Consider the following 15,675-nt stretch of genomic DNA (forward strand, 5'->3'; position numbering starts at 1 on the left):
GTAAAAAGAGTAGGATATAATCCACCTCGGAGTTGGCTAGATCGTCGCCACAATATTACTATTTATAGTTTATAGCGTGGAGGAAAGTCCGGGCTTCATAGGGCAGGGTGCCAGGTAACGCCTGGGTAGCGCAAGCTAACGACAAGTGCAGCAGAGAGGAGACCGCCTACAAATTTATTTTGTCGGTAAGGGTGAAAGGGTGCGGTAAGAGCGCACCGGCTAATGGGTGATCATTAGTGCAAGGTAAACTCCACCTGAAGCAAGACCAAATAGGCTTCCTGAGGTATGGCCCATACTGGAAGCGGGTAGGTTGCTTGAGCCGTTGAGTGATTGGCGGCCTAGATGAATGACGATCCACGACAGAACCCGGCTTATCGGCCGACTCTAACTATTTTTAAACCATCATAAGTGATTATGATGGTTTTTTTTCTTTTAAATCCGAAGGGCATGCTGATACTTACCTACACGTCATACGTAAGTACATATAGACTCTGATGTTAAACTGGCCCCACCTGTTTCCGTCCCAGAAGATTCGATTCGAGCTCGGTCCCGGGGACCTCTAGAGATTTAATATTAAATATATTGAGCCTGCGGTGGGGAACTGGCGGACCAGCTTGCCGTAGCTGATCGCGGTGAACAGCACGCCGGCGAGGGCCAGCAGGTAGGCGGTGGGCACGTGTCCCTGGGAAATCCCGGATACGATGCCGAAGGTGTCGAAGACGGTCATCGGGGTCAGGTAGGCCAACCCGATCATGACGATCTGCCACAGCTTGAGGGACTTGCGAAGCTGGGTTCGTTCTGCGGTGGGGGGAGGATTCGACATGGGTATGCTTGCCTCGATTTCTTCTTTTTCTAATGCACAGCAAAGGAAGGCGGACGGGCGGAAACCGCAGGCTTGCCGCCGTCTACCTTCAGCAAGGGTGGGAACCTCGACGGAAGAACGGGCGAGCTGCATGTGTCATAGGTTTTCACCCTCATCACCGAGACGGGGGGAGACAAAAGGGCCTCGTGATACACCTATTTTTATAGGTTAATGTCATGATAATACTGGTTTCTTAGACCTTCCTGAGGGTTTTGTATGGTGAGGCGTCCAGCTTGCATGCCTGCAGGTCGACGATTTAATATTAAATATATTGAGCCTGCGTTCCTGCTGGCACTCGACAGACAGCCCGAACTGATCACCGAAGCGCTGAAAAATAACATTATGCTGGTCAGCCCCACCACGCTACTGGTGGCGTTACGTACCATTGCCAACCTGTGGCGCTATGAGCACCAAAGCCGTAACGCGCAGCAGATTGCCGATCGCGCCAGCAAGCTGTACGACAAAATGCGGCTGTTTGTGGACGATATGTCCTCGGTGGGGCAAAGCCTGGATCGCGCGCAGGATAACTACCGCCAGGCGATGAAAAAACTCTCCTCCGGGCGTGGCAATTTGCTGGCGCAGGCGGAGGCGTTTCGCAGCCTGGGGGTGGAAGTTAAACGCGAGATTAATCCGGAACTGGTGGAGCAGGCTACCGCTCAGGACGAAGAGTTTCGTCTGCGTGAAGGCGACGGTAAGCAAAATAGCCGCAATGAAGACAACGATTTAGCGGCGAGTTTATCCCCCGAAGCGCAGCCGGCGCGTTTCTTTCACGGTGGTTGAAACGTAGGGCAAATGCGCCCAATCTGTTACACTTCACGAACATTTGACTGATTAGCAGGCTCAATATATTTAATATTAAATCTCTAGAGGATCCCCGGGTACCGAGCTCGAATTCGTAATCATGGTCATAGCTGTTTCCTGTGTGAAATTGTTATCCGCTCACAATTCCACACAACATACGAGCCGGAAGCATAAAGTGTAAAGCCTGGGGTGCCTAATGAGTGAGCTAACTCACATTAATTGCGTTGCGCTCACTGCCCGCTTTCCAGTCGGGAAACCTGTCGTGCCAGCTGCATTAATGAATCGGCCAACGCGCGGGGAGAGGCGGGTTTGCGTATTGGGCGCTCTTCCGCTTCCTTCGCTCACTGACTCGCTGCGCTCGGGTCGTTTCGGCTGCGCGAGCGGTATCAGCTCACTCAAAGGCGTAATACGGTTATCCACAGATCAGGGGATAACGCAGACGAATTGATTGACTGAAATAGCAATATCATCTAAATCATCCTTATTATTTGAGATAACCAGACGACGCGTTAAATCAGCATTACCTTGCCCTAAGGCACCAATAGTTTCTTTTAAAGATAAAATTGGACGATAAAAACGATTCAATAACAGAATTAGTATGCCAATAGAAACCACAATTAAAGCGATAGCGGTAATAATCGATTCGTTTAATGCACTTTTAAGATTAGAAAAAATGATATCTTTATCTGCTGTTATTACAATGACCCAATTAATATCATCACTTAATGAGATTGTTTCAAAATAAGAAATCGCATTCATATTTTGATAAACATACTCTAAGCTTCCCACTTTATTTCTGTCGATTGCCCGCTCAAGAGAATTTAATTCAGGATCGCTATTTAAGTTATATTCGCGGCCATTAGCAGTGGTTGATGCAATCGTGATCCCACTTTGAGCATACAATGCAAGTTCACCCGTTTCAGGTTTACTGCGTTTGAGCATAACATTCACAGCATCTAATTCAATATCAGCTAAAAGTACTCCTTTAAACACACCATTTAAATAAAATGGCTCAGCAATACTCACTAATTTTTTCCCTGTAAATGCATCCGTATAAACATTAGTGACTATTCCTTTTCCTGCTTGTTGCGCTTTTTTATACCAAACTCGAGTGCGCGGATCAACGGCTGAAGCACCTTTCCTACCTAATACTGAACCATCTGTATAAGCCACTATTACACTAGTTGCATGTGACACCAAACTGATTTGCTTAACCATTAAAAGACGACTCTCTTCGCTCCTATCTTCTGCAAATCCAGGAGCGCTTTTCTGCAATGCATATTTAAACGTCGATATCCACGTTTTAACCTTTTGTGCGGACTCTTTAACCAGTAATGACATGGCATCATTATTTTGTATATACATTTCATTTGATAACTTTTGATTTTCTAAAAAATTAGATACGCCTAAACTTACCGCAACTAATAGTGCCGAAGAAAAAATTATTCTCCCTTTAAAACTTCTTAAAAAACCCATAAATCACCCCCCAAACACATCAACGCACAATTAACCGGACTTAATTTCGAAAGTTTTCTATTAAAAGGTATCTTAGGATTTCTCTTGTTTGCCGGAGGCTTAGGTATCAAGCTTGATCATATGAAAGATCAAAAATGGGAAATAACGATACTGGCATTAGGTGGCACGCTCTTCTCAACCGCCTTTGTAGGGATTGTGCTTTGGTGGGTTTGTCAACTTATTGGTTTGTCTTTTGATTTTATTTATTGTTTACTTTTTGGGGCGCTTATTTCTCCTACCGATCCCATTGCAGTCTTGGCGATTGTTAAAAAATTAAAAGCACCTAAACGAATTGCAATCCAAATAGAAGGTGAGTCTCTGTTTAATGATGGCTTTGGCTTGATTATTTTTATTACTATATTTAGTATTGCTTTTGCAACAGGCGAGCCAACGGCGGCCTCCGTGAGTATGTTATTTTTACATGAAGCTATCGGTGGCATTTTATATGGCTTACTGCTTGGCTTATTTTTCCATTATTTAATCAGTGCGACAGATGATAGTTCGATGGAGCTATTACTTACAATCGGAATACCAACAGGGGGATATGTTTTTGCTAATGCCCTTGGTGTGTCAGGCCCGCTGGCAATGGTCGTTACCGGTATAATGATTGGTAATTGGACGCGGTTAAAAGGGTTTTCTCAAGAAAGTAAAGAAAAACTAGATCATTTTTGGGTGTTGGTCGATGAATTTTTAAATGGTGTTTTATTTTTACTGATTGGGCTAACAATGTTGCAGTTTGTATTTCATTTAGAAGATGCGGTAGTGGTACTTATCGCAATCCCTATTGTTTTAACTGCTCGCTATTTAAGTGTTAAGCTTTCATATATTGGCTTTAACCGCTTTAGATCATATAACCCATATTCTGTTGCTATTTTAACGTGGGGAGGGCTTCGTGGAGGTTTAGCACTTGCAATGGCAATGTCAATTCCAAGTGGCATAATGGTGTTACCTGAAAAAAATATTGATGTACGGGAGATAATATTGGTCATGACTTATGGTGTTGTCTTCTTTTCTATATTGGTACAAGGTTCAACGATTATACCCATAATTAATAAAGCTAAAATATGGCAAAAGAAAAATCAAGAAAGTTAAAAGTTTTAGTTTGAACTTATTCAGGTAAAAAACGCGAGTTATAAAATAACCCGCGTTTTTTTTGAGTAGAAAATAGAGGTGTGGACTACAAAAATATTTGAATATAAATAAGAGCGCAGATACTCACCATTAACCACAAAGATATCCCCAGCAGCAAAGGTTTATAGCCTGCCTCTTTAAATTGTTGCAGACTAATACTTGCACCGATTAAAAACAAGCATAATACTAAAGTATGTTTTGATATATTAAAAATAAGTGAGTAAATATCTGCACCCTGTGGAAAGTAACTACTTACTAAAATAGCTAAGCAGTAAAAAACAATAAAAAATGGAATACGTATCTTTTGACTGCCTTCTTTAAATGCAAGGGCGCTGATTAATGCGAGTGGCACTATCCATAGTGCCCGTGAAAGCTTTAAAGTGGTTGCAATGCGTAATGCTTCATCTCCATAAGCGGAGGCGGCTCCCACTACAGAAGACGTATCATGTATGGCTATGGCGCACCAGGTACCAAATGCATGTTGGCTCATGTGTAGTAAATGCCCCACATACGGAAAAACAAAAAGTGCAATGGAGTTTAAAATAAATATAACGGCAAGAGCATGTGATATTTGGTGATTTTTAGCTTTAATGGCAGGAGCAACGGCAGCGATGGCACTCCCACCACAAATTGCGGTGCCAGAGGCGATTAAGTGCCCCATTTTAGCATCTATTTTTAACCATTTAGTCAGCAGAGTGCCGATGATTAAAACTCCGAAAATAGAGGTGCAGATAAGTCCTATTGCATTTTTACTTATTTCGATAGCTTGATCTAAATTGATGCCAAAACCGAGACCAATAATGGAATAAGCTAATAATTTTTTGGTTATCGTCCCAGTATTTACCTTTTCAGGTATAAGACCGAAACTGAGTAACATAAAGCCGAGTATTAAAGCGACGGGAGAGTTAACGAAAGGGCTTAGGCATAAGAGAGCACAACTAAAAAAAATCAGGTCCCTTGATTTGTAGCATTTTTTAGAGGGGTGTTGCATAATAAATCCTGTATTTAAAGATATTGCGAAATATTTTTCCCGCACGGAAATAGAGGGGAATATTAAATATTATATTTAATATTCACTACATAACCGCACCTATTACTTATCCGCTCGATGGGTTTTTATAAAGTTTATGTATCTGTATATAATCTTTTACCGCATTTGGGAGCAAATAATCAATACTTTTTTTCTGCAGAAGAGCCTGACGTATTTGTGAAGATGAAATCGCAAGTTGGGAAGTACTTTGAAAGTATATTTTACCTGATAGATAGCGGTGTAAATCTTCTTTATGCAGGGTGATACATGTTTCAACTAAGGTTTTTATATTGTCATTAAAATTGCATTTCCATCCGGGGCGATGGCTAATAATAAGATGGCAGTAATTAAGAATATCTTGCCATTGATGCCAGTTATCAAAACCTAATAAAGAGTCCATTCCTAAAATAAAGCAGATCGGGGTATCAGGGTAGTCGCGCTTGATCTCTTTAAGTGTATCAATACTATAACTTGCTTGTGGGCGATTTAACTCTCGTGTATCAATATGCAATTTTTCTTGTTTTTCGATGGCGAGGCGCACCATTGAGCAACGTTGCACTGCGCTGCACTGCATGGATGTTTTATGGGGTGCGATATGATTAGGTAATAAGAAAAGTTGTTTTAGGTCTAGTGCTTCAGAAATTTCTAAAGCGGTGCGAAGATGCCCAAAATGAATGGGATCAAAACTACCGCCAAGAAATCCAATGGCTTGTTGTGTTAAAGGGGCGTGATGTTCAGATAAATGCATGGCATATTCGCTCTAATAAAAGCCAACTTTGTGGACTGTTTTCTACTTTAATTGCAATTTCAAGCTCTGCTGACATATGCACTAATTGTTCAAATTGGCGTGTATTCAAGCGGGTTAATGCTTTTCTTAGCATTTGTTTTTTTGCGGGCCAAAGCTTAGGTTGTTGTTGTTCTAATAACTGCTCCAATGCGATATTATTTTTTTTGTAACTAATCTTAAGCAATTTTTGTATTTCATTACTTAGTGTGGCACTTAATAATAAAATCTCAGTGTCTTCATTTCTTAGTTGTTTCAAAATACGTAATGAGCGCCCTTGTTGGCCATTTAAAAGGCTATCAACCCACTGGAAAAGTGAGAAATGGCAATGGGTTGTAATATTGCTCTCTACTTGTTGTAACGTTAACTTTTGCTGTGGGTAAATCAGGGCTAATTTTTCAAATTCTTGTTGAGCACCTAATAAGTTACCTTCAAAGTGCAAACAAAGGTATTCAATGACATCATGACTTACTTCGAGTTGTAAGGTTTTTAATCGTTGAGATATCCATGCTGGGAAACGTTGCTGATTCGGGGTGAGTGTCGGCACGAACACCCCCAGAGCCTCTAATTTTTTAAACCAAACACTGCTGAGTTGTTGGTTATTAAGTTTGGGTCCTTGTATGACTAATAGTATATCTTCATTCATTAAAGGGGTTATTTCGCGAATAAATGCGGTGTTTTCTTTACTTGTTTTAGTGAGGGTTAATATAATTATTTTTTTATCACTAAATAATGAGCGACTTGAAAAGTGGTTGAATATCTCATCGGCAGCAAAATTTGCATCCATATTAAATTGGAATGTTTCTAGATATCCTTGTTGCTTCGCGCTTTGTTTTATCTGTTGTAGAGCTTCTAATGAGAACAACATTTCATCACCAAAGATTAAGATACAGGCGGGGATCTGTTGCTTTAAAGAGGAGAGTAATTGTTCAGGGTAAATACGCATGTTTAAGGCTCGTTAGGACTTGTTGGAGTGCTTTTTAGAGAGAGCATTGTATTGATAATACGATCAGCCGCTATCATGTCAAGCTCTTTGGTAAGCAGCTCAGACTCGCGCGATTTGGCTAATGCTTGTGCAGGATCATCTAAAAAATCGCGATATAAGCTTATCTTAAACCGTTGGGTGACTTGCTCAGGACGAGTTATCGAGTATTCAAGATTGTACCCGAGTTCTTGCTCTGCATTTTGGGCATTGCTGTAGAGTGAAATAGTACGCTCACTGCGCAGCGTTGCAGAAATTTCAAGTGTTGCTATATCTTCGCTTGGGCTTTCTACAATCTCTATACCAGCACCACGTAAGCGAATTAAGACAAAGCGGGTTAGGTCGCTATTTGGGGTGCTTCGGAGGTAAATTTTTGGGTATTTATCGACTAAGCCATCACTGCTCTTTATATGGAAACCACATCCGCTCAATAAAAAAAACAAAGAAAATAGAACAAACATTTTAATGTGGAAATAGGAACGTGTATTGTTGAACATAAGAAGCCTTTAATGAATAATAATAAGAAAAAAGGCAACAAGGGTAAAAATTGTTGCCTTTTTTAGAGTATTAACTTGCAACAATATTTAGCAATTTGCCTGGTACAAATATAATTTTACGAATACTTTTACCTTCAGTAAATTTAACGATGTTTTCATGTGCTAAGGCAAGTGTTTCCACACTCGTCTGCGTTGCATGTGCGCTGACGGTTAATTTAGCGCGCAATTTACCATTAACTTGTACAATGATAAGCGTAGAGTCTTCAACTAAAGCACTTTCATCAACGCAAGGCCAAGGCGCTGTTAAAATATCATTACCTTCGCCTAATAGCGCGAACAACTCAGCACAAATATGCGGAGTGATGGGAGATAATAGTTTTACAACGGCAATAAGTGCTTCTTGTAAAATAGCACGATCCTGGGTGTCTTTTGCTGGTGCTTTCATTAACTTATTCATCAGTTCCATCACAGATGCGATAGCGGTGTTGAACGTTTGACGACGACCAATATCATCGGTGACTTTTTTGATTGTTTTGTGTAATTCACGGCGTAATGTTTTTTGATTCTCATTGTGAGATTTAATGTCGAGTGGAGCAACATTACCTAATGCAATATGATCATTACTTAGTTTCCACAAACGCTTTAAGAAACGTAATGAGCCCTCTAATGCTGAATCAGACCACTCTAGCGTTTGCTCTGCTGGGGCAGCAAACATCATAAATAAACGTACGCTATCCGCACCATACTTATCAATCATCACTTGCGGGTCGATACCGTTATTTTTAGATTTAGACATTTTACACATGCCATCAAAAATAACCGGCTGTCCGTTTTCAAGTTTGGCACTGATGATTTTACCTTTCTCATCGGTTTCAGTTATAACATCATTCGGAGATATCCATACTTTACCGCCTTTATCATCCTCATAATAAAAAGCGTCGGCTAAGACCATACCTTGTGTCAATAATTTTTTGAAAGGTTCATCACAGTTGACTAAACCAAAATCACGTAATAACTTATGGAAAAAACGCGAATACAATAAGTGTAAAATAGCATGTTCGATACCACCTATGTATTGATCCACAGGAAGCCAATAATTGGCCTTTTCAGGATCTAACATTTGCGTGTCACTTTGAGGTGAGCAATAACGGGCATAATACCAACTCGATTCCATAAACGTATCAAAGGTGTCTGTTTCATGGAAAGCTATTTGACCTTCGTAAGTTGTTTTTGCCCATTCACGATCGGCTTTAATCGGAGATGTAATACCATTCATGGTGACATCTTCAGGTAAAATAACCGGTAATCTATCTTCAGGAACCGCAACAATACTACCGTCTTCTAAGGTTAACGTTGGGATTGGAGTTCCCCAATAGCGTTGACGAGATACGCCCCAATCACGGAGACGGAAGTTAACTTTACGTTTACCTTTTTGCTCGCTCATAAGTCTGGCTTCGACGGCCGTGAAGGCATCCTTAAAATTCAAGCCATCAAATTCAGCTGAATTAAAGCAAACCCCTTTTTCTGTGTAAGCGTGCTCGCTAACATCGACATCACTGTCTGGTGCTTTTATTACGGCTTTAATTTCAAGTCCGTATTGTTTTGCAAACTCATAGTCGCGCTGATCGTGTGCGGGTACAGACATTACCGCGCCAGAGCCATAACCCATCAAAACAAAATTAGCAGTCCAAATTGGCACTTCTTTACCAGTGATAGGATGAATGGCTTTTAGGCCGGTATCAACACCTTCTTTTGGCATCGTAGCAAGATCTGCTTCGGCTAATTTTACATTTTTACATCTGTCGCAAAAAGCGTTGAGCGTAGGGTTGTTTTTTGCAGCTTGTTGTGCCAGCGGGTGTTGTGCTGCAACAGCCAAATAAGTAACGCCCATAAGGGTATCTGGTCGAGTGGTGTACACTGAAAGTTTTTGTTTACTACCGACAACTTCAAAGTCCATTTCAATGCCTTCAGAGCGTCCTATCCAATTGCGTTGCATAGTACGGACTTGTTCAGGCCATTCATCGAGTTGGTCTAAATCATCGAGTAATTCTTGTGCATATGCAGTGATTCTAATGAACCATTGCGGGATTTCTTTTTGCTCTACGAGCGCGCCAGAACGCCATCCACGGCCATTAATTACTTGCTCATTAGCAAGAACAGTTTGGTCTACAGGGTCCCAATTTACAGTTGCCATTTTTTTGTATACTAAATCTTTTTCAAGTAATTTAGTAAAAAACCATTGTTCCCAGCGATAATATTCGGGTTTGCATGTTGCAATTTCACGCGTCCAATCATAACCGAAACCTAATTGCTTAAGTTGTTTTTTCATATAAGCAATATTTTCGTAGGTCCAGCTCGCAGGAGCGGTATTATTTTTTATTGCTGCATTTTCGGCAGGCAAACCAAAAGCATCCCAACCCATAGGTTGCATGACATTTTTGCCTTGCATGCGTTGATAACGAGATACTACGTCACCAATCGTATAATTACGAACGTGGCCCATATGTAGTTTGCCACTTGGGTAAGGAAACATGGACAGACAGTAATATTTTTCTTTTGTGGGATCTTCAACGGCTTTAAAAGATTCTTTTTCTTCCCAATATTTTTGAAATTTAGCTTCAATTTCTTTTGGATCATATGACTTTTGCATTGTAATTCTGCCCGACGATGTAAATGAATAAAAGTAAGCTGTTAGGATACAGCAGCAATTGCTAAGCATGTCGTTTGGACATGTTTTATTATCTGTTTTTATCTCCAATAGTAGTCATGACATATCAATATATAATACGCGGTATTCTCGCCCCTTAATTTAATGCAAATAAACTCTATATCATACTGATATTAAAGGAGAAATTTTGATAGATGTTCTTTTGGTTGATGATCATGTCTTAATTCGTACGGGTATGAGGCGTATTATTGATGATGTACGCGGTATGCGGGTGATTGGTGATGTGAATAGTGGAGAAGAAGCGGTAAAATGGTGTCGTAATAACGTGGTCGATGTTATTTTAATGGATATTAATATGCCGGGCATTGGTGGGTTGGAGGCAATGAATAAAATTTTACGTTTTAACGCGAGTATAAACGTTATTATGCTAACCATGCATACGGAAAATCCTTTTCCGACCAAAGTTATGCAAGCAGGGGCCGCTGGTTATTTAAGTAAAGCCGCACCGCCAGAAGAAGTTTTAAATGCAATTCGTATTGTACATTCAGGACAGCGTTATTTGTCACCTGAAATTGCGCAACAAATGGCGCTATCCCAAATATCCGATTCTGCAGATGAGCCACTTAGTAAGCTTTCTGAGCGAGAATTACAAATTATGATCATGATAACCAAAGGGTTGCGTGTGGTAGACATCTCGGAGCAGTTAAATTTAAACCCTAAAACCATTAATAGTTATCGGTATCGTTTATTTGATAAGTTAGGTATTAAAGGCGATGTTGAATTAACACATTTAGCCATTCGTTATGGCATGCTTGATGCTGATATGCTCTGAGTCAGTTAGATGCGTTTATTTGATGCAAGTGATTTTTTAAAGACATTAACCTCGGCGCCAGGTGTGTATCGTATGTTTGATGCTTTGGATGTGGTTATTTATGTGGGTAAAGCAAAAAATTTAAAGAAACGCTTAAATCATTATTTTAGTTTAACGCAAAAACACCCCAAGACATTAGCATTAGTGACACATATTGCGCATATTGAGGTGACGGTTACTCATACAGAAACCGAAGCATTGATTTTAGAGCATAACTTTATAAAGCAATATAAACCGAAATATAATATATTGTTACGAGACGATAAATCCTACCCTTACCTTTTTTTAAGTGCGCATAAACACCCACAATTAAGTTTAGTACGGCATAAGAATAAAAAACGTAAAGGTACTTATTTTGGGCCATATCCCAGTGGAAGTGCGGTGCGCAGTTCATTAAATTTAATGCAAAAATTATTTCCTATTCGCCAATGCTCAGATAGTTATTATGCAAATCGTTCTCGCCCTTGTTTACAATACCAGTTGAAGCGTTGCTTAGCGCCTTGTGTAAAAACTAATGTGCAAGAGGAGTATGCGCATCAAGTGACATTAGCGAGTGATTTTTTACAAGGTAAGAGTCAACAGGTCATTGAGAAGTTAATTGTTGAGATGCAATCGGCAAGTCTGCAGTTAGCATTTGAAAAAGCAGCATTGAGGCGAGATCAGATCCAATCTTTAAAAAAAGTGCAAGAACAACAATGGGTCAGTGGTGACATTGAGCAAATTGATGTATTAGGTCTTGCTTATGAGCAAGGTGTTGCAAGTTTTCATTTGCTTTTTATTCGGCAAGGACGCATCTTAGGTAGTCGCAATTATTTTCCGAAAGTGCCTGAGCATTCATCAAAAGATGAACTGTTACGCGCATTTTTAAGCCAGTTTTATTTGTCAGCTCAAAATGGGCGTGCTATCCCTAAGGAAATATTAATCAGTGATGATTTTGCTGAGCGCCATTCTTTTATGGCGTTGCTCAGTGAGTATTGTGCATATAAAGTACATCTAAAAACAGATGTGCGAGGGCAACGTGCCAAATTTTTAGCCTTGGCTAAAACGAATGCGAAAAGTGCATTAAGCAGTTATTTAAGTAAAAAAAGTAGTTTGAGTAAACGTTATCTTTTACTTGAAAAGCTTTTGTGTTTAAAAGCGCCAATACAGCGCATGGAATGTTATGATATTTCCCATATGATGGGTGAAAAAACAGTGGCATCTTGTGTTGTCTTTGATGTTAATGGCGCGAAAAAATCAGCCTATAGGCACTTTAATATTCAGGGCATCACTCCTGGCGACGATTATGCGGCGATGGCACAAGTATTATCCCGACGCTTTAGAGAGAAGCAACCTCTTGAAAATATTCCGGATGTTGTTTTTCTTGATGGAGGGTTAGGGCAGCTAACTCAAGCAGAGCAAGTTCTAAATAACTTAAAAGAGAACCTTGCTTTGAAATGGCCCTTGTTAGTGGGAATAGCCAAAGGGGTCGCACGTAAGGCTGGAGAAGAGACTCTTATTCTAGCGGACACCCATCAGATTTTAGATGTTGATAGCGATTCACCTGCTTTACATCTTATTCAGCAGATACGTGATGAATCACATCGTTTTGCTATTTTGGGGCATCGCGGTCAACGTGATAAAAAACGTAGAACCAGTACGTTGGAGAACATTTTGGGTGTTGGTGTGAAAAAACGTCAGCAATTACTCAACCATTTCGGCGGTCTGCAGGGGATTAAAGTCGCAACGGTTGATGAACTTTCTAAAATATCGGGTATTAGTGTGTGCTTGGCAAATCGGATATATGAACAATTACATGGACATAATTAAATAACTGTTTGCATTTTCAATGTATAAAATGCAAGAATAGTATCCTCTTTATAGGCACTGCCAATTTTCACTTTTCATTGCACTTTGGCATTAAAATCAGTATGTAAAATATAAGGCACTTAATGTTAAACATTCCTAATATATTAACCGGTTTTCGTCTCTTTTTAATTCCTGTTTTTGTTGTCTTATTTTATTTACCCATTGAATGGTCAGCCTTTGCCGCTGCATTTGTTTTTTGGTTGGCGGGAATTACGGATATATTAGATGGTTATTTAGCTCGTCGTTTAAATCAAACTACTCCTTTTGGTGCCTTTTTAGATCCCGTTGCGGATAAAATTATGGTAGCGGTCTCTTTAGTTATGATAGTTGATCACTATGCGGTTATTTGGATAACGCTTCCTGCGATGATTATGATTTGTAGAGAAATAATGATATCTGCATTGCGAGAATGGATGGCAGAGGTCGGTCAACGTGCAAGCATTGCGGTTTCATGGGTGGGAAAAATAAAGACAGCCATGCAAATGACTGCTTTGTTTTTATTAATTTGGCAATATAACGTTGCGATGGAGTGGGTTGGGTTTACTTTCTTATACATAGCCACGGCATTAACATTATGGTCCATGGTTGCTTATTTAAAAGTAGCTTGGCCTGCATTAAATCAGTCTAGATAAAACGTATATCTATTTAATTGTGCACGTTGATGCGTGCATGATGTGTTTGACTTAAGTGTTTTAAAGATAGATATCTCATTATTTTCTGATGTTTTCCTCTTCTTTTTAAAAAGCGATTTTATCGCATCCTTTTTTTTACGTTTCCCTCTTTGTATTTCTTCATTGTTTGAGATAGATAACGCCGTTACAATTTGTTACATGGGAGAACAAGAAATTCAATGTTAATCAAATTGTTACAGTTGATGTTTTAGATTTAAAAGTTAGAATGCATTGAACTTTAATTCTAACTAGGGATCTATCATGAAGTTCAAAAAGAAGTTGTTGGCAGTTGTTATCGCCTCATCTTTTATATTATTTGTTTGTAAGCAAAGTAACCCCACACTGGCTCCTGGACCCCAAGCAAGCGATTATAAAAATGTGATAGATAGAACGGGAGATCCGCAATATTTATTTGATTACGATGGCAAGGAAAATAACTTAAGATTTAATGCCTTGCTCGATAACGGTGCTTGGCATGGACATCTATTGCCTAAAGATAAAAATGGTTATGGCTCATTTGGTGGGATAATGCAAGTTTCACAAGAGTATGCCAATTATATGTCAGGGCAAACCTTTGATAAACTTGAACTGCGAGATGCAGACACGGGAACATTTTTTGATTTATCAACGGCAGAAGCCAACATATACAGCATGCCGGGTGCATTAGTACAAATTTTGACTACCGATGACGTTAGTGTGCAAATGATTTTACGCTTTGTTACGGGCCGCACCTCGTTATTAGAAACCACGATTACGAATTTAAGCGATAAAGATATTAATTTTGCATTAACTTGGAGTGGCGATTTAGTACAAGGTTACAAGAAAGAAGACACTGAGATAAGTACTAAAACTATTAATGATGTTTTTCCTGATTATAATCGTCGCATGGAGGCAATTGATAATGGAATAAGTATTAAATTTGGCGATATGAAAGACAATTATGCAATTCGTAATGATGCCGATGCAGAATTTATTATTGAACGTTCCATTGCTAACAAAAATATTATAGATGGAACGCATTTTGATGCGAGCGCCAAGAAAATGATCGCAAGTAAACAGAGTCTAGTTATTTATACGACCTACTCGAATTTACTGAATGCACAGGAAGTTAGTCAAGAAAAGACAAAAATAACGGAAATATTTAAAGATCCGCGCTCCTCTATGGATGCGTCTAAAAAACGTTGGGAGGGTTATTTAGCACATGGGCTGAGTAACACAAACGCGACGAATGCGCAGCAACGTGTAGCGGTGAAAGCGATGATGACCCTGAATGGAAATTGGCGCTCAAAAGCGGGAGATATTCACCAAGCAACCGTTACCCCATCAGTCACAGCTCGTTGGTTCTCTGGTGCGAATACTTGGCCGTGGGACACATGGAAGCAAGCCTTTGCGATGGCGCACTTTAATCCAGACGTTGCGATGGATAATATCCGTACGGTATTCCAAAATCAGATTAAACCTGACGATGTTATCCGGCCACAAGATGCAGGTTATTTGGTCGATGTGGTGACTTATACTTTATCGGATGAACGTGGTGGGGCTGGATCTGAAAACGCAAATGAGCGTAATACAAAACCTTCTTTAGCTGCTTGGTCGGTAATGGAAGTCTATCATGCACTGATTAATGAGTTTTCTCGCCCAGAAGATGCTCAAAAATGGATTGATGAAATGTACCCTAAACTGGTGGCATATCATGATTGGTGGCTTCGAAATCGCGACCATAACCATAACGGTGTGCCTGAATTTGGGGCTGCGGTTGATCTTGCTCACAATACCGATGATGGTGAGATATATGTCTGGGTTGAAATGACACCTGAAGATTCACAAGAATATGGCACTGATGTGCTTGAGCATAAAGTGGAGAAGAATTCAGATGATGTAAACTTTTTTTGTTTAAAATTTGAGGTTGGCATATAACATAATTTTAAAGTGTTTGTTATTAATAGATAGAAGGGAGCTTATTCGTGTAGGTTTGTATCAATATTGTCTTGATTTAAACTATGTACGGAGGGGCA

12 protein-coding genes, 1 other RNA gene and 1 pseudogene are annotated in these 15,675 nt (G+C 39.9%); 7 read left to right on the forward strand and 7 right to left on the reverse strand.

The genetic code is table 11. The features are described from left to right. The first annotated feature begins 28 nt into the window (after positions 1-28). Positions 29-390: RNase P RNA component class A (gene rnpB, locus B8W84_RS02340), an RNA gene on the forward strand. Positions 391-577: 187 nt separating this feature from the next. Here the strand turns inward: rnpB and B8W84_RS02345 are convergent. Continuing rightward, a pseudogene (locus B8W84_RS02345) lies at positions 578-823 on the reverse strand (Putrescine importer PuuP); the annotation flags it as partial. 276 nt (positions 824-1,099) lie between these two features. Between B8W84_RS02345 and rmuC the strand changes: the two are divergent. Further along, positions 1,100-1,642, forward strand: coding sequence for a DNA recombination protein RmuC (gene rmuC / locus B8W84_RS02350; RefSeq protein WP_257797890.1), 543 nt, complete (start codon positions 1,100-1,102; stop codon positions 1,640-1,642). Positions 1,643-2,086: 444 nt separating this feature from the next. Here rmuC and B8W84_RS02360 read toward each other — a convergent pair whose 3' ends face one another. Then, on the reverse strand, positions 2,087-3,139 hold the full coding sequence (locus B8W84_RS02360) for a PDC sensor domain-containing protein (RefSeq protein ID WP_094751728.1): 1,053 nt from the start codon (positions 3,137-3,139) through the stop codon (positions 2,087-2,089). An 84-nt stretch (positions 3,140-3,223) separates the two neighbouring features. Here B8W84_RS02360 and B8W84_RS02365 point away from each other — a divergent pair, with 84 nt between their 5' ends. After that, a complete protein-coding gene (locus B8W84_RS02365; RefSeq protein ID WP_257797891.1) occupies positions 3,224-4,270 on the forward strand; it encodes a cation:proton antiporter in 1,047 nt (348 codons plus the stop codon). Positions 4,271-4,355: 85 nt separating this feature from the next. Here B8W84_RS02365 and B8W84_RS02370 read toward each other — a convergent pair whose 3' ends face one another. From B8W84_RS02370 to leuS, 5 genes are all read right to left on the reverse strand, one after another. Continuing rightward, positions 4,356-5,300 carry a YeiH family protein gene (locus B8W84_RS02370; protein WP_094751730.1) on the reverse strand — a complete coding sequence of 315 codons (945 nt, stop codon included), beginning with the start codon at positions 5,298-5,300 and terminating at the stop codon, positions 4,356-4,358. A gap of 106 nt (positions 5,301-5,406) precedes the next feature. Continuing rightward, positions 5,407-6,087: a nicotinate-nucleotide adenylyltransferase gene (nadD, locus tag B8W84_RS02375; RefSeq protein WP_094751731.1), complete on the reverse strand. Its 681-nt coding sequence runs from the start codon at positions 6,085-6,087 to the stop codon at positions 5,407-5,409. Then, positions 6,074-7,069 (reverse strand): DNA polymerase III subunit delta, encoded by a 996-nt coding sequence (gene holA, locus B8W84_RS02380; protein WP_094751732.1) that lies wholly within the window; start codon positions 7,067-7,069, stop codon positions 6,074-6,076. Before holA ends, nadD begins: the two co-directional genes overlap by 14 nt. 2 nt (positions 7,070-7,071) lie before the next feature. Then, positions 7,072-7,602, reverse strand: a complete 531-nt coding sequence (locus tag B8W84_RS02385) for an LPS-assembly lipoprotein LptE (protein ID WP_094751733.1) — start codon at positions 7,600-7,602, stop codon at positions 7,072-7,074. 70 nt (positions 7,603-7,672) lie between these two features. Then, positions 7,673-10,252 (reverse strand): leucine--tRNA ligase, encoded by a 2,580-nt coding sequence (leuS, locus tag B8W84_RS02390; RefSeq protein WP_094751734.1) that lies wholly within the window; start codon positions 10,250-10,252, stop codon positions 7,673-7,675. 205 nt (positions 10,253-10,457) lie between these two features. On the opposite strand from leuS, the gene uvrY reads away from it, so the two are divergent. The 4 genes from uvrY (at position 10,458) to ygjK (ending at position 15,577) form a co-directional block, all read left to right on the forward strand. Further along, positions 10,458-11,102 carry a UvrY/SirA/GacA family response regulator transcription factor gene (gene uvrY / locus B8W84_RS02395; RefSeq protein WP_094751735.1) on the forward strand — a complete coding sequence of 215 codons (645 nt, stop codon included), beginning with the start codon at positions 10,458-10,460 and terminating at the stop codon, positions 11,100-11,102. Positions 11,103-11,111: 9 nt separating this feature from the next. Then, positions 11,112-12,950 carry an excinuclease ABC subunit UvrC gene (gene uvrC, locus B8W84_RS02400; RefSeq protein WP_094751736.1) on the forward strand — a complete coding sequence of 613 codons (1,839 nt, stop codon included), beginning with the start codon at positions 11,112-11,114 and terminating at the stop codon, positions 12,948-12,950. 122 nt (positions 12,951-13,072) lie between these two features. After that, positions 13,073-13,621, forward strand: a complete 549-nt coding sequence (pgsA, locus tag B8W84_RS02405; RefSeq protein ID WP_094751737.1) for a CDP-diacylglycerol--glycerol-3-phosphate 3-phosphatidyltransferase — start codon at positions 13,073-13,075, stop codon at positions 13,619-13,621. A gap of 300 nt (positions 13,622-13,921) precedes the next feature. After that, positions 13,922-15,577 carry an alpha-glucosidase gene (gene ygjK / locus B8W84_RS02410; RefSeq protein ID WP_094751738.1) on the forward strand — a complete coding sequence of 552 codons (1,656 nt, stop codon included), beginning with the start codon at positions 13,922-13,924 and terminating at the stop codon, positions 15,575-15,577. Positions 15,578-15,675 lie beyond the last annotated feature (98 nt).

This window comes from Psychromonas sp. CD1 (assembly GCF_002239585.1).
Lineage (GTDB): Bacteria > Pseudomonadota > Gammaproteobacteria > Enterobacterales > Psychromonadaceae > Psychromonas.